Genomic DNA, 15,986 nt, shown 5'->3' on the forward strand with positions numbered 1-15,986 from the left:
TGAAACCTTGTAGGTATGTTGGTGGAATATCATCTTAAAAGGAATACCTACAAGGTTTAAAAAAAACCTTGTAGGAGAAAGTAGCTAATTGTTAGAACTATGAAATTAGAAGTTTTAGAAAAAGACGGTTATTATCATATTTACAACAGAGGAATAAATGGCTGTTTGATTTTTGAAAACGATGAAAACAAAAGTTTCTTTTTAAAACAATTTTCAAAATATCTATTAGGTAAAATTTCAATATTTGGGTATTGCTTGATGGGTAATCATTTTCATTTGGTTGTTAGATTAAATGAAGAAGAAAAAACAGTAACACAGGCATTTTCTAATTTTTTTAATTCCTATGTAAAAGCTTTTAATAAGGATATTGATAGGACAGGTAGTCTTTTTGAAAAACATTTCAAGAGAATAAAACTCAACGATGAAGAGTATTTAAAACAATTAATACTTTATGTTCATTTGAATCCGAAGCATCATTTAGACTTAAAATTTGAGGATTATAAGTATTCATCTTATCAGGCTTTAATTTCAAATAAGGAAACAAAAATTGAAAGAGAAGAAGTTTTAAGATTGTTTGGAGGTTTAGAAAACTTCATATTTTGCCACAATCAGAAAAATGATGTTTTAACTGAAAAGTATACTTTTGAATAGGTTACTTTTCATCCTGCAAGGTCTTTTTTTGACCTTGTAGGTATATTTGAAAATATCGACCTATAAGGAACACCTACAAGGTTTGGAAAAAAACCTTGCAGGATGATACACAAAATAATAAAATGCTCAACAAAGGCTTACGAGATCAGGAAAGTATTCGAATTGACAACATTTTAAAAGTGTTGCATTCACTTACTTTTGTGCCTAAATTTTGGAATTTAGAAGATTTACTTTCTCTTGAAAATGAGTTAAAAGATTTGGGGATGAATATTGAAACGTTGAATGATTTTGATGAAAAGCAATTGATTTCCCATTTGGATCGTCTTCATTTTGACTGGAATCATTTCGAAATATTTGCTGATTTTTTAATGGCACTTTCAAAAGAAAGTCAATACGATTTTTCAAAAAAAGCCATTGCAATTTATAATTATATTCAATTGGAAAGTAAGACTTTTTCGTTTGAAATATTTAATAAAATAGCTGCTGCAAAAGCAAATTTATAGGATTTGAAAATTTGACTGAATTGAAAACTAAATTTGCTTTTCTATATTTGTAATTACAATTACACCAAAACAATGACTGAAAAAGAATTACACGATTATTTAAAGACAAACTATCCCATCGAAAATGAAAAATGCGAGTGGAAAGAATTTAAGTCTTTAAAAAATTCTGTTTCAGGAAGTGCCGGTAATGATATAATTTCCTATGTTTCTGCTATAGCAAATATGCAAGGCGGAAATTTGGTAATTGGAATTCAAGACAAAACGTTGAATATTGTTGGGATTCAAGATTTCTATGGTTATACAATTGAGAATATCAGATTTAGAATTAATGGGAATCTTACGAATCTAAATGTTGAAGCATTTAGTGTTCAAGAATTCATTACATCTGACACAAAAAAAACGGTTTGGATATTCCATATCCCAAAACATCAATTCAGGTTACCGGTTTATGCTCATAAAAAAACTTGGCAACGAATAGATGATAATTTGGTTGAGATGACCAAAGCAAGATTGGATGCAATTCTTGAACAAGTTCAGATTAATGATGATTGGTCTAAAGTAATTATTCAAGAAGCAACTTTAGAAGATTTAGATTTAGAGGCCTTAAAAAAAGCTAGAGTTGAATTTAAAAAACGAAATCCTAAATATTCAGACGATGTTGACAATTGGAATGATGCGGATTTTTTAAATAAAGCCAAACTTACGATTAAAGGAAAGATAACTAGAACAGCTCTAATTCTTTTAGGGAAAGATGAATCAGAACATTATTTAGGTTCTTCTGTGAAAATTCGATGGAATCTAAAAACGATTGATAATCAAGATAAAGATTTTGAGATATTTTCTATTCCTTTTTTATTATCTGTAGATGAAGTTTATAAAAAGATTAGAAATTTAAAATACCGCTATTTACGTGACGGCACATTGTTTCCGGATGAAGTTTTAAGGTATGAGCCATTTATAATAAGGGAGTCTTTAAACAATGCTATTGCACATCAGGACTATGCTAAAGGTGCAAGAATCAATGTTGTTGAATTTGAAGATGATCATTTAGTGTTTTCTAATTACGGTTCTTTTTTGCCAAAGTCAGTTGAGGATGTGGTTTTAAACGACACCCCTGAAGAAGTGTATCGGAATCCTTTTTTAGTTGAAGCAATGAAAAATTTGGATATGATTGAAACCCAAGGAGGAGGTATTCGAAAAATCTTTAACTTTCAGAAGCAACGTTTTTTTCCACTTCCGGATTATAATTTTGAGGATAGTAAGGTAAAAGTGACTATAACCGGTAAAATTTTAGATGAAAATTTTGCTAAAATTATTATCAAAAACTCAAATTTAGGTTTAGACGAAATCATTCTGTTAGATAAAGTTCAAAAACACAAAGAAATTTCGGAAAATGAATTTAAACATCTAAAAAAATTAAAGTGTGTTGAAGGCAGAAGACCTAATATTTATTTGTCATATAATATTATTGAGTCTACAAATGATGAAGGCTTAAAAGTTGAATATTTAGCCAATCGAAGTTTTGATGATTCACACTTTAAAGATATGATATTAGAGTATCTTAGAAAATTCGGAAGAACAAAACGTGATAAAATAGACAATTTAATTATTCCAAAACTTTCCGCTGTACTTACAGAAGAGAAAAAGAAAAAGAAGGTAGCTAATTTTCTTTTTTCCTTAGGGAAGGAGGGAAAAATAAAGTGTACACCTGGATATTATTGGGAATTAATTTAAATACTTTTAGTCACTTTTTAGTCATTTTTTAGTCACTTTTTAGTCACTTTTATTTTTAAATCATTGTTTTATAGCGTTTTAGAAACAATTGTTAAAAAATAATTTAAACGCTTTTAACTTAAAATGAAAAACAAATTCTACCAATACATACAAAACCTTCAAGACCAAATCTGCAAAGGATTGGAAGATACTGATGAGACAGCTAAATTTCGTGAGGATATTTGGGAACGACCAGAAGGCGGAGGCGGACGAACACGTGTGATAGAAAACGGAGCTGTTTTCGAAAAAGGTGGCGTCAATATTTCGGCAGTTCACGGGAAATTACCGGACAGTATGCAAAAACTAGTCAACGTTGGAGAGGCTGATTTTTTTGCCTGTGGATTGAGTTTGGTTTTGCATCCAAAAAGTCCAATGGTGCCAACGGTTCATGCTAATTGGCGCTATTTCGAAATGTACGATGATGATGGAAAAGTGATTCAGCAATGGTTTGGTGGCGGACAAGATTTAACGCCTTACTATTTGTTTGAGGAAGATGCAAAACATTTTCACCAAACCTGTAAAACTGCTTGCGACAAACACAATCTTGAGTTTTATCCAAAATATAAAAAACAATGTGATGCTTATTTTTGGAATGCGCATCGCAATGAAGGGCGAGGAATTGGCGGTCTGTTTTTTGATTATTGCAAAGCAAATGAGCAAATGTCAATGGAAAATTGGTTCAACTTTGTAACCGAAGTCGGTAACAGTTTTCTGGAAGCATATGTTCCAATTGTCGAAAAAAGAAAAAAATTATTATATTCGGAAGCTAATAGAACTTGGCAGGAAATCCGTCGCGGTCGTTATGTGGAGTTTAATTTGGTGCACGACAAAGGCACCTTGTTTGGCTTAAAAACCAACGGCAGAATCGAAAGTATCTTAATGAGTTTGCCGCCACACGTTCAGTGGGTTTATGACCATCATCCTAAAAAAGGAAGTGAAGAAGAAAAATTAGTAGAAGTATTAGAGAATCCCAAAAATTGGATTGCAGATTGATGATTAACAATTTCTGATTTCAGATTTTCTGTAATCACTCATTTGTTTTTAAATCAAAAATCGACAATCGTTAATCTTAAATCAAAAATCATTATGTTCCCACTACAAAGAGGCAGAAGATTACGCCAAAACGAATCCATTAGAAGTTTAGTTCGCGAAACTACATTAAGTCCAAGTGATTTTATGTTCCCGATGTTTATTGCAGAAGGAGAAAATGTAAAAATAGAAATTCCATCCATGGTTGGGATTTACCGTCGTTCGATTGATTTAACCGTTGAAGAAGTCAAAGAACTTTTTGCTTTAGGAATTTGCGCCGTAAATATTTATGTAAAAGTGGATGAATCCCTAAAAGACAATACAGGAAAAGAGGCTTGGAATCCTGATGGATTAATGCAGCGAGCCATCAAGGCCATCAAAACAGCCTGTCCAGAAATGATTGTAATGCCTGATGTAGCTCTCGATCCTTATTCCATTTATGGTCACGACGGAATCATTGAAAACGGTGATGTTGCCAACGATGCCACCAATGAAGCTTTGGTAAAAATGGCTGTTTCCCACGCCCAGGCTGGTGCTGATTTTGTAGCTCCTTCGGATATGATGGACGGGCGCGTTTTGCGTTTGCGCCAAGGATTGGATGCGGCAGGATTTCAAAATGTGGGTATCATGAGTTATTCGGCCAAATATGCTTCGGCATTTTATGGTCCATTTCGTGATGCTTTAGGTAGTGCACCAAAAGATGCAGATATAGTCGTTCCAAAAGACAAAAAAACCTACCAAATGGATTATGCCAACCGCATCGAAGCCATCAAAGAAGCCTTGATGGATGTTGAAGAAGGTGCCGATATGGTAATGGTAAAACCTGGAATTGCGTATCTTGACATCGTTCGCGAAGTTAAAAATGCTGTAAATGTTCCTGTAACTGTTTTCCACGTTTCTGGCGAATATGCCATGATTAAAGCCGCAGCTGAAAGAGGTTGGCTCGATCATGACAAGATTATGATGGAACAATTAATGTGTATAAAAAGGGCTGGAGCAAGTTTAATTTCGACTTATTTTGCTAAAGAAGCATCAATTATATTAAATAAATAAATATGAGAAAAGTTCTATTTCTATTTGCTGTTTTAACATTTATATCTTGTAAAAAAGAGAGCGAAGAATCCTTTGGAAAACCCGAAACCACAACCGAAGTTCAAAAACCCGAAGAGTTAGGGAAGGCAATTTTTGAAGGAAAAGGCGCTTGCGTTGCATGTCACAAGCCAGATGTAAAACTCGTTGGGCCAAGTTTGCAAGACATTGCCAAAATCTACAAAGACAAAAACGGCGATATGGTTACATTCCTTAAAGGCGAAGGCGAACCCATAGTTGATCCAACGCAATATGAAGTGATGAAAGTTAATTTTGCTGTAACAAAGACTTTTTCGGATGAAGAATTAAAAGCCTTGGAAGCCTATGTTTATTCACATTTAAAATAATTGTTTTCCAGAGTTTGTCGAAGGATTAGGAGCTATTCCTGCTATCCGCTTTATCTTTGCGGTTGAACTCCGGCCACAAAGGATGTCGCTTCCATCAGGACTAAAAAACACAAAACCACTCGCTTTCCCGAATGGTTTTGTGTTTTGTAGAAACCAATATCTTGACGTTCTTAGTTTTTTATTTTATACCACCAAAAGCACCAAAGCAACTGTTTTTATGTAAAATTTCCGTTGTCGAAAAGCCTATCTTTTTCATTAAATCTAATTGATAATTCATTGACCTTGGAGTATCTTCTTTTTCAATATAATCAAAAACTTTCTGTTGGTATTTTTCGCCTCCTTGTTGCTTTAAATAACTGCCATACATTTTCCAAACCAATTCATTGACAGATGAATTTTCTTGAAAAATTAAATCAGAAATCATCAAACAACCACCTGGTTTTAGACAGTCAAATAATTTTTTAAAAACAAATTCCCAATCTGAATCTTCTCTCAAATGATGTAAAACTGCACCTGCCAAAATAATATCAAAATGATTTTTTGGTAACTGCACGTCTCGAATGTCGCCTTGTATTGCTTTTATATTTCCAGAAGTAACTTCTGCAACTCGTTGTTGTGCTTTATCCAACATATTTTGACTTAAATCTATCAAAGTGCAATTTAAGTTTGTCAATTTTGATAACATTTTTAAGCTGTAATTTCCAGCTCCGCATCCCAAATCCAAAAGGGACGTTGCATTTGGATTTATTGCTTTTGCAGCGGAAGTTAATAGTTCCAAAGAAAGTGTTGCGTCTATCGTAGCGACCTGACCAGTTTCTATGTTCGAAAAACGTTCTACCTCATTATCGAAGCGTTCTCTAATTTCTGTAACTGTTGATTTTTTCATGATGCTTATTTTTTACAAACCTATAATTTTTATATATGACTTAAAAATGCTTATTTTGTCATTGTTTAATACTAAAAAAGTATTTATGGAATTGCGACATTTAAAATATTTCTTGAAACTTGCCGAAGAGTTGAGCTTTATTCGTGCTGCAGAAAAATTATTTATTTCGCAACCACCACTGAGTCGCCAAATCAAAGAATTAGAAATCGAGATTGGAGCGCAACTTTTTGAGCGCAATAACAAACGTGTTGCTCTTACCGAAGCTGGAAAATTTTATGAAAAAGAAATGCGAGAAGTATTTAGAAACATAGAACGCATCAATATAAAAACCAAACAAATAAGTGAAAATCAAAGTGGAGAATTTCGAATTGCTTACGTAAGTTCAACATTTTCAGGAGACATTTCGACTTTAATTCAATTTTTGTCAAAGGAATATCCCTTTGTAAATTTTCGATTATATGAAGTGCCCACTGTAAAACAAATCAAAGCGTTAGAAGAATTTAAAATTGATTTAGGTATTATTCGTGCGCCTTTAAATTCGCACAAAATAGCTGCCCAACTTTGGTTCAAAGATAGTTTTTCATTGGTGTTCAACAAAAATCTATATCCAATCCAATCTGAACAGGAAATCAAAAATTTAGATGAAACAACATTTGTCTTTTTTAACAAAGATTATTCTCCTCAGTATTATAATAACTTATTAGAAATCTGTGCTCATTTTGGTTTTGTACCAAAAGTTGTACATGAGTCGAATAACATTTCTTCGATTATACAATTAGTCAAAAACGGGTTAGGAGTTTCGATTGTTCCAACTAATATTTTAAAAAGTCACAATTATCCCGAAATAGGATATATTGAAATAAAATCAGTAAATCTTTTTACGGACATTTTGTTAGTTACACCAAGAGAACATCAGTCTGAAATTGCTCAAAAAGCGATTGATTTTTTAATTAAAAAACAGCAATAGCTGCTTTACAATTTATTTTAGTATATTTATCTAATGAAAAATTGTCAGATAAAAACACCTTTAGGAATCGCTAAAATTGTTGGCGATGAAAATGGCATTTCCTTAATTTCTGTTACCGATGAAGGAGAAACTTCAGCAACAATTCCAATTATTCTACAAGAAGCCGTTTCCCAACTCAACGAGTATTTTGATGGAAAAAGAATCAATTTCACCTTTAAATTAAATCCTGCCGGAACTGAATTTCAGCAAAAAGTTTGGAAAGGGTTACTAGAAATTCCTTTTGGAAAAACAATGTCGTATTTGCAATTGTCCAAGAAATTGGGAGATGTCAAAGCGATTCGTGCCGTGGCTTCGGCCAATGGAGAAAACCCATTATGGATTGTAATTCCGTGTCACAGAGTTATTGGAACTGATGGTTCGCTCACGGGTTATGCTGGAGGTTTATGGCGAAAAAAATGGTTGTTGGAACAAGAAAATCCTACGACACAACAAAGTTTGTTTTAAAAAAGTTGCCACTAATTAGCACGAATTTCTTTATATTCGTAAATAATTACTTTCAATTTACAAAGACTAACATTTTTTTGTGTAAATTCGTGTTATTCGTAACAAATGAAAATCCGCTTCATCAGGGTCCCAATATTTAACTTATGATAGAAAAAATCAACCTCAACAACATTCTATTTCTTGATATCGAAACCGTTCCGGAAGTAGCCGATTTCAATTCTTTGGATGATGAAATGAAGGGACTATGGGAGCACAAAACCCAATACCAACGCAAAGACGAATACACTCCCGAGGATTTTTATGAACGAGCCGGAATTTGGGCCGAATTTGGAAAAATTGTTTGTATTTCTGTTGGTTATTTTACCATTAAAGGAGATATTCGGAATTTTCGTGTGACTTCTTTTTTTGGTGACGAAAAGAAAATTCTGCACGATTTCATCAATCTTTTGAACAATTATTTCAACCAGCCACAAAACGTTTTGTGCGGACATAATGCCAAAGAATTCGACATTCCTTTTATCGCCCGTCGAATGATTATCAACAACATTGCCATTCCCAATAAACTCAATTTATTTGGAAAAAAGCCTTGGGAAATTCCACATTTAGACACTTTAGAATTGTGGAAATTTGGCGATTATAAACATTATACTTCCTTAAAATTAATGTGCAAAGTACTCGGAATCCCTTCTCCTAAAGGCGATATTGACGGTAGTCAAGTAGGTCACGTTTTTTATGTGGAAAAAGATATTGACAGAATCGTAACCTATTGTGAGAAAGACACCATTGCCGTGGCACAGATTTTCCTTAGACTTCGACGGGAAGATTTGTTGATTGAGGAAGAGATTATTCACGTTTAAGATTCTTTATTGACAGTGCAATTGCCATTTGAGATTGCAATTCATTTATTACATTTACAAAAATTATAGATTATGGTATTGAGTAGATTTTGGTTGGTAATTTTCATTTCTTCAATTGTATTTGTGATTTTCAGTTTGTTTTCTGGTAGCAGTTATACAATTGACCATGTTTTAAACGGAAAAAAAGACGATCCTATTTTAATTTCTGAAAAATATATCGATCAGATTCCTGCTTTTATAAAAGACAGCATCAATAAATCTCAAGAAAAAACCTTTGTTATCAATAGAGACACGCTAAATGCCGATACAACCTATGTCTATAAAAATAAAACCGTCAAAATTTTTAGTGGTGTTCAAAAATCTGATGGTTTATTGCCCACTTGCAAAAGCACTTTACTTGATTTAATCTTGCCGCTTATGGCATATTTGGCTTTTTTCTGTGGCTTGATGGAGCTTTTAATCATTTCTGGAGCCTCTGAAAAATTAGCAAAAGGATTGAGTCCGGTATTCGTAAAAGTGTTTCCAAGTATTCCCAAAAATCACCCGTCGATTTCCTATATGACCTTGAATTTTGCTGCAAACTTCTTGGGATTGGATTCTGCCGCGACACCTTTCGGATTAAAAGCTATGGAAAGTTTGCAGGAACTGAATACCGACAAAGATCGAGCGAGCGATGCCCAAATTATGTTCCTTTGTTTACACGCATCAGGCTTAACTTTAATAGCAACTTCTATAATTGGTTACCGTGCCGCAGCCAATGCAAGCAACCCTGCCGATGTGATGTTGCCATGTATTATCACCTCTTTTATTGGTACAATTGCTGCTTTTCTTATCGTTGGAATTAAACAAAAAATTAATTTCAAAAGTGCTTCTTTAGTAATAACATTAATGGTGTTAATTGCTGCAATTGTTGGTTTGTTAATGTATGTAAACCATCTGGATTTAATAGGTAAAAACTATTTTACGGCTAATCTTTCAGCGTTAATATTAGTAGGAATTATTGTTTTTACTTTGATATTTTCGTTTATCAAGGAGAAAAAATTCACAGAAGCCAATACAACTGTTTATGAATCTTTTGTAGCAGGAGCCAATAATGGTGTTAAAACAGGTGTAACTATTTTTCCATATGTTTTAGGAATGTTAGTGGCAATTTCTTTGTTCAGAAACAGTGGGTTGTTTGAAATTATCAGCAACTGGGTTGCTTTTGCTTTCTCTAATATGGGAGTAAGTAAAGAAATCACCGATGCTTTGCCGGTCGCATTACTAAGACCTTTTAGTTCTGCGGGATCAAGAGGGTTTTTGATAGATTCGATGAATACATTTGGCGCCGATTCAATGACTGGAAGACTAAGCAGTATTTTTCAATGCAGTGCCGAAAGCACTTTTTATGTGATTGCGGTTTATTTTGGTTCAGTTAATATAAAAAACACCCGATACGCTTTAGGAACGATGCTTATAGTTGACTTGATTTGTGTAATTACGGCAATTTTTGTGGCGAGTTGGTTTTTTTAGAACAGAAAAATATGAATCATTTATTAAGAAAGTTAATTTTTTTATAGGTCGGTAACATTTGTATGTGGATTTATTATGGAGGTGATAAGAAGATTGAGGATGTTGCTAAAGAAGATAATGAGATTTTGGGATTAATAGTAACAGTAATTTTAGTCGTTTTAATTTATTTTCTTTTAAATAATTTATAACAATTCTAAACCATAAGTTCATATAAATCGCAACAAATTTCTTCTACTATTCTTATATTTGGCATTCTAAAAATAATCTCAAATTATGGACTTCATATACCAGGATCCTTATCCAATTTTAAAAGACGACACCCAATACCGCAAAATCACTTCCGATTTTGTAAAAACCGAAAAACTAGGTGACAGAGAAATTTTGACCATCGACCCAAAAGGCTTGGAATTGTTGGCACAAGAAGCATTGAAAGATGTTTCTTTTATGTTGCGAACAGCACATTTAGAAAAACTAAGAGCCATTCTTGATGATCCTGAAGCTACTGATAACGACCGTTTTGTTGCTTATAATTTATTGCAAAATGCAGTTGTGGCCATTGAAGGAGAATTGCCTTCTTGCCAAGACACCGGAACTGCGATTGTAATGGCTAAAAAAGGTGAAAATGTATACACGGGAGTCGATGATGCCGAATGGCTTTCAAAAGGGATTTTTAACACCTACCAAGAAAGAAATCTTCGTTATTCCCAAATTGTACCCATCAGTATGTTCGAAGAAAAAAATTCAGGTTCGAATCTTCCGGCGCAAATAGATATTTATGCCAAAAAAGGAGCTTCTTACGAGTTTTTGTTCTTGGCAAAAGGCGGTGGATCTGCCAATAAAACCTATTTATACCAACAAACGAAATCGTTATTGAATGATAAATCAATGGATGCTTTCGTTCGAGCCAAAATAATGGATTTGGGAACCTCAGCTTGTCCACCATATCACTTGGCTTTAGTGATCGGAGGAACTTCCGCAGAAGCGAATTTAGCTACGGTTAAAAAAGCGTCTGCAGGGTATTTTGACCATTTGCCAACATCTGGAAATATGGCTGGTCAGGCTTTTCGTGATTTAGAATGGGAAAAAAGAGTACAGTTAATTTGCCAAGAAAGTCAAATTGGAGCACAATTTGGCGGTAAATATTTCACGCACGATGTTCGTGTGATTCGTTTGCCGCGTCATGCTGCTTCTTGTCCAGTTGGATTGGGAGTTTCATGTTCAGCCGATAGAAATATCAAGGGAAAAATTACCAAAGATGGTATTTTTGTAGAACAATTGGAAGTGAATCCCAAACGTTTGTTGCCGGAAACAGCACCACATTTAGAACCTGCTGTCGAAATTGATTTGAACCAACCAATGGCCGACATTCTTAAAAAATTATCACAATATCCAATCAAAACACGTTTGAAACTAAACGGAACTTTGATTGTAGCTCGTGATATTGCCCACGCCAAAATCAAGGAATTATTGGATGCGGGTAAACCAATGCCGGAATACTTTAAAAACCACCCCATTTATTATGCAGGACCTGCAAAAACACCGGAAGGAATGGCTTCGGGAAGTTTTGGGCCTACAACAGCGGGAAGAATGGACGTTTATGTAGATGAATTCCAAAAAAATGGTGGAAGTATGGTAATGCTTGCCAAAGGAAACAGAACCAAAGAAGTAAAAGAGGCTTGCCAAAAATATGGTGGATTCTATTTGGGTTCCATTGGAGGGCCAGCAGCTATCTTGGCTAAGGAAAATATTCTTTCCGTTGAGATTGTTGATTTTGAAGAATTAGGGATGGAAGCCGTTCGAAAAATTACAATTAAAGATTTTCCTGCTTTTATTATTACGGATGATAAAGGCAATGATTTCTTTGAAAATTTATAAAGTTTAGACGCAAATTTTTATTGAGCCACTGATTCACGGATTTTAAAAATTTAAAATAATCTGTGAATCTGTGGCTATTTTTTTTAAAGTCTAATCAATGACCATTTCCGGAATTTCGCCTTCAATAATTAAAGTGGCTTCTGTGGAAGAAATGATGTGTTCTACAGAAACGCCTGGTGCGCGCTCTAAGAGTTTAAAGCCTTTAGGAGTTACTTCTAAAACGGCTAGTTCAGTAACTACTTTTTTCACGCAACCAACGCCAGTTAAAGGCAAAGTGCATTTTTTAAGAATTTTTGATTCTCCGGCTTTGTTAACATGCATCATAGCCACGATAATGTTCTCAGCTGAAGCGACTAAATCCATCGCACCGCCCATTCCTTTTACCATTTTTCCGGGGATTTTCCAGTTGGCAATATCTCCGTTTTCGGCAACTTCCATTGCACCAAGAATCGTCAAATCGACGTGTTGTCCACGAATCATTCCGAAACTCATCGCCGAATCAAAGAAAGAAGCTCCTTTCAAAGTAGTGATGGTTTGCTTTCCGGCGTTGATTAAATCAGCGTCTTCTTCGCCTTCAAAAGGGAAAGGCCCCATTCCCAGAACGCCGTTTTCGCTTTGAAATTCGACGTCAATTCCTTTTGGGATGTAGTTTGCCACTAGAGTTGGAATGCCAATTCCGAGATTTACAAAGTATTTGTCTTTGACTTCTTGGGCGATGCGTTTTGCAATTTGATTTTTATCTAAAGCCATGATTTTATATTTTGAACCATTAAGAATCATTAAGTTATTAAACATATAAGGAATATAAGGTCATTTAAGTCTTTTCGAACTGAATACTAAAAAACTGATTACTGAACACTATTTTTTCCTAACTGTTCTCTGCTCAATTCTTTTTTCATAATTCTCGCCTTGAAAAATCCGTTGCACGAAGATTCCGGGAATGTGAATTTGGTTAGGATCTAATGTTCCGGCTTCGACTAATTCTTCGACTTCGGCGACGGTAATTTTGGCGGAGCCAGCCATACAAGGATTGAAATTTCGGGCTGTTCCTTTGAAGATGAGGTTTCCTGCCGTGTCGCCTTTCCAAGCTTTTATAATGGAAAAATCAGCTCTGAAAGCCAATTCCATCACGTGCATTTTTCCGTTGAATTCTCTGGTTTCTTTGCCAATGGCCACTTCGGTTCCGAAACCGGCTGGTGTGAAAAAAGCAGGAATTCCAGATTGGGCGGCACGGCAACGTTCGGCCAGAGTTCCTTGCGGAATAAGTTCTACTTCGAGTTCGCCGGAAAGCATTTGGCGCTCGAATTCAGCATTTTCTCCCACGTAGGAAGAAATCATTTTTTTTATTTGATGTTTTTGCAAAAGCAATCCAAGACCAAAATCATCGACTCCGGCATTGTTAGAAATACAGGTGAGATTGTTGGTTCCTTTTTTGACGAGTTCGGCAATGGAGTTCTCGGGAATGCCACACAATCCGAAACCACCCAGCATTAAGGTCATTCCGTTTTCGATTCCTTGGAGTGCTTCTTGTACGTTGTTAACTTTTTTGTTGATCATATTGGGTTTTTTAACCCTGATGGGAACGGCATCCTTTTGTGGCGGGGTTCGCCACAAATGATACAGTGTACAGCAGGAAATACCTGCCTGCCGGCAGGCAGGACTCCAAAAGAAATTTTTATAATTCGAATTCTTGGGTATCTTGTTGAATATCGGTGGTGTCTTTTACTTTTGGAGCGGTGTAACAATCCACTTTTATGGAAAGATTTGGCGGTCTGTCAAAATCTTCTTTGGAAACTTTAAGGTTTTCGTCAGCGTAGCAAAGTTTCATAAAATAGGCCCAAACCGGTAATGCAGCGGTTGCTCCCTGACCATAAGTCAGGCTTTTGAATCGAGCCGAACGGTCTTCGCAACCTACCCAAACTCCGGTTACGAGATTTGGAACCATACCCATAAACCAACCGTCAGACTGGTTTTGAGTTGTTCCGGTTTTTCCTGCAATAGGGTTTGTGAACATATATGGATAACCTGTCCAGCGATTGTCACCGCTTCCGCCGCCTTGTGTACGTAATCTTGCTCCTGAGCCACCTTCGGTAACGCCTTCAAGCAATTTGATAACCGCAAAAGCAATATCTTTGTTAAGAACGTCGTGAGATTCTGGAATTGGTTCGTAAATCACCACGCCACTTTTGTCTTCTATTCGAGTGATGAATTGTGGTTTAATGTAAACGCCTTGGTTGGCAAAAGTGCCATAAGCGGCCACCATATCTTCCACAGTAATATCAACTGCACCAAGTGCAATGGAAGGTTGTGCCGGAATTTCGGATTTTACCCCTAATTTATGAGCCAATTCGACAACAGCTTCGGGACCAGTTTTATCAATCAATTTAGCTGAAATAATATTGATGGAATTTGCCAATCCTTGTTTTAGAGTTACCATTCCGCGGTATTTGTTGTCGGAATTCCGCGGTTCCCAATCCTCGGTTACGTGATGACGGCCTTTACGAATCATAAACGGACCATCTAGAATGGTATCGCAGGGCGACATTCCTAATTGTTCGATAGCGGTTGCATACACGAACGGTTTGAATGTAGAACCTACTTGTCTTGCGCCTTGACCTACGTGATCGTATTGAAAATATTTGTAATTGATGCCACCAACCCATGCTTTTATGCTGCCAGTTTGTGGTTCCATAGCCATTAAACCTGATTGTAAAAAGTGCTTGTAATACCGAATGGAATCCAAAGGCGTCATAATAGTATCTTTTTCTCCTTTCCAGGTGAAGACAGTCATTTTTACTTTTTCGCTGAATGTTTTTATGATTTCTTCTTCGCTTTTGTCTTGTTCTGCCAACACAGTCCATCTATAAGAAGATTTCATAGCTTGCTTCATGATTCGGTCAGTTTCAGCTTGCGAAATGTTTACGAAAGGAGCATTTTTATTGGTTTTAGCCTCGATAAAAAATTGTTCCTGAAGATTTGCCATGTGTTTAGCAACGGCTTCTTCGGCATGCAATTGCATTCTTGAATCGATGGTGGTGTAGATTTTCAAACCGTCTTTGTAGATGTTGTAATCAGAACCATCTGCTTTTTTGTTTTCGTCTACCCATTTTTTCATATAATCTCGCAAATATTCTCTGAAATATGTGGCAGTTCCTTCGCGGTGACTTTCTAATTTGAAGTCTAATTTTATTGGCAAAGCTTGTAATTTTAGCTTTTGGTCTTCGGTAATTATGCCGCCTTTTTCCATTTGCAAAAGCACAACATTTCTACGGTTTTTAACTCCTTGTGGATTTTTTACGGGATTGTATAATCCGGAATTTTTAAACATTCCAACTAATATTGCCGATTCGTCAATTGTCAAATCCTTTGGTTCTTTCGAAAAATATGTTTTTGCCGCAGAGCTTACACCAACAGAATAATTCCCAAAATCATAGACATTGCAATACATGGCGATGATTTCGCTTTTTGTATATTGTCTTTCCAATCGGATTGCTATTATCCATTCCTTTACTTTTTGTACGATTCTAAAAGGCAAAAATTTCGAGCCTTCTCCGTGAAATAATTGTTTGGCTAATTGTTGTGTTAACGTACTTGCGCCGCCACTTGTCCCTAAGCTCACTATTGCTCTCAAAGTTCCTCTGCCATCAATTCCTGAATGTTCGTAAAAACGCTCGTCTTCGGTTGCGACAAGAGCTTGAACAAGGCTTTTTGGCAAATCGGAATATTTTAATTGTGATCTGTTTTTTTCGAAATATTTCCCTAAAACCACTCCGTCAGACGAAATGACTTCTGTTGCTAAATTAGAATCCGGATTTTCTAAATCTTCGAAAGAAGGCATTGAACCAAAAAGTCCCCACGAAGCAAACAAGAAAAAAAGTAGTAATCCTCCCAAACCATAAAAGAAAATTTTCCAAAATTTCTTTTTATAGTAAGTGATTTCTTTTTCGGTATTTTTTGTCTGAATATTATTTTTTTGAGTAGCCATAATTACTT

The 15,986-nt window shown here is 35.4% G+C and carries 15 protein-coding genes; 11 read left to right on the forward strand and 4 right to left on the reverse strand.

The features are described 5' to 3' along the window. The first annotated feature begins 99 nt into the window (after positions 1-99). The 6 genes from IR213_RS01720 to IR213_RS01745 all read left to right on the forward strand — a co-directional run bounded on the left by IR213_RS01720 (position 100) and on the right by IR213_RS01745 (position 5,392). A complete protein-coding gene (locus IR213_RS01720) occupies positions 100-651 on the forward strand; it encodes a hypothetical protein (RefSeq protein ID WP_194310580.1) in 552 nt (183 codons plus the stop codon). A 122-nt stretch (positions 652-773) separates the two neighbouring features. Continuing rightward, positions 774-1,154: a hypothetical protein gene (locus IR213_RS01725; protein WP_194310581.1), complete on the forward strand. Its 381-nt coding sequence runs from the start codon at positions 774-776 to the stop codon at positions 1,152-1,154. 72 nt (positions 1,155-1,226) lie between these two features. Beyond that, the gene (locus tag IR213_RS01730) at positions 1,227-2,888 is read left to right on the forward strand and encodes an ATP-binding protein (protein ID WP_194310582.1); all 1,662 of its coding nucleotides are present in this window, start codon (positions 1,227-1,229) and stop codon (positions 2,886-2,888) included. A 123-nt stretch (positions 2,889-3,011) separates the two neighbouring features. Beyond that, positions 3,012-3,920 (forward strand): oxygen-dependent coproporphyrinogen oxidase, encoded by a 909-nt coding sequence (hemF, locus tag IR213_RS01735; protein ID WP_194310583.1) that lies wholly within the window; start codon positions 3,012-3,014, stop codon positions 3,918-3,920. A gap of 93 nt (positions 3,921-4,013) precedes the next feature. Continuing rightward, complete coding sequence (gene hemB, locus IR213_RS01740) at positions 4,014-5,009, forward strand: porphobilinogen synthase (protein WP_194310584.1); 996 nt, start codon at positions 4,014-4,016, stop codon at positions 5,007-5,009. Positions 5,010-5,011: 2 nt separating this feature from the next. After that, complete coding sequence (locus IR213_RS01745; RefSeq protein WP_194310585.1) at positions 5,012-5,392, forward strand: c-type cytochrome; 381 nt, start codon at positions 5,012-5,014, stop codon at positions 5,390-5,392. A gap of 178 nt (positions 5,393-5,570) precedes the next feature. Here the strand turns inward: IR213_RS01745 and IR213_RS01750 are convergent, their stop codons facing one another. After that, a complete protein-coding gene (locus tag IR213_RS01750) occupies positions 5,571-6,278 on the reverse strand; it encodes a class I SAM-dependent methyltransferase (RefSeq protein ID WP_194310586.1) in 708 nt (235 codons plus the stop codon). An 85-nt stretch (positions 6,279-6,363) separates the two neighbouring features. On the opposite strand from IR213_RS01750, the gene IR213_RS01755 reads away from it, so the two are divergent. From IR213_RS01755 to IR213_RS01775, 5 genes are all read left to right on the forward strand, one after another. Beyond that, on the forward strand, positions 6,364-7,245 hold the full coding sequence (locus tag IR213_RS01755; RefSeq protein ID WP_194310587.1) for a LysR family transcriptional regulator: 882 nt from the start codon (positions 6,364-6,366) through the stop codon (positions 7,243-7,245). Between the two features lie 33 nt (positions 7,246-7,278). Further along, complete coding sequence (locus IR213_RS01760; protein ID WP_194310588.1) at positions 7,279-7,749, forward strand: methylated-DNA--[protein]-cysteine S-methyltransferase; 471 nt, start codon at positions 7,279-7,281, stop codon at positions 7,747-7,749. A 143-nt stretch (positions 7,750-7,892) separates the two neighbouring features. Next, positions 7,893-8,606: a 3'-5' exonuclease gene (locus IR213_RS01765; RefSeq protein ID WP_194310589.1), complete on the forward strand. Its 714-nt coding sequence runs from the start codon at positions 7,893-7,895 to the stop codon at positions 8,604-8,606. 72 nt (positions 8,607-8,678) lie between these two features. After that, complete coding sequence (locus tag IR213_RS01770) at positions 8,679-10,118, forward strand: nucleoside recognition domain-containing protein (protein ID WP_194310590.1); 1,440 nt, start codon at positions 8,679-8,681, stop codon at positions 10,116-10,118. Between the two features lie 273 nt (positions 10,119-10,391). After that, positions 10,392-11,993, forward strand: coding sequence for a fumarate hydratase (locus IR213_RS01775; RefSeq protein ID WP_194310591.1), 1,602 nt, complete (start codon positions 10,392-10,394; stop codon positions 11,991-11,993). A gap of 90 nt (positions 11,994-12,083) precedes the next feature. On the opposite strand, the gene IR213_RS01780 is transcribed toward IR213_RS01775, so the two are convergent. The 3 genes from IR213_RS01780 to IR213_RS01790 form a co-directional block, all read right to left on the reverse strand. Continuing rightward, on the reverse strand, positions 12,084-12,743 hold the full coding sequence (locus IR213_RS01780) for a CoA transferase subunit B (RefSeq protein ID WP_194310592.1): 660 nt from the start codon (positions 12,741-12,743) through the stop codon (positions 12,084-12,086). A 108-nt stretch (positions 12,744-12,851) separates the two neighbouring features. Continuing rightward, a complete protein-coding gene (locus IR213_RS01785; RefSeq protein ID WP_194310593.1) occupies positions 12,852-13,550 on the reverse strand; it encodes a CoA transferase subunit A in 699 nt (232 codons plus the stop codon). Between the two features lie 118 nt (positions 13,551-13,668). Next, entirely contained in the window at positions 13,669-15,978 is a 2,310-nt protein-coding gene (locus IR213_RS01790) for a penicillin-binding protein 1A (protein WP_194310594.1), read from the reverse strand. Positions 15,979-15,986: the final 8 nt, after the last annotated feature.

This window comes from Flavobacterium soyangense (assembly GCF_015277675.1).
GTDB classification, from domain to species: Bacteria; Bacteroidota; Bacteroidia; order Flavobacteriales; family Flavobacteriaceae; genus Flavobacterium; species Flavobacterium soyangense.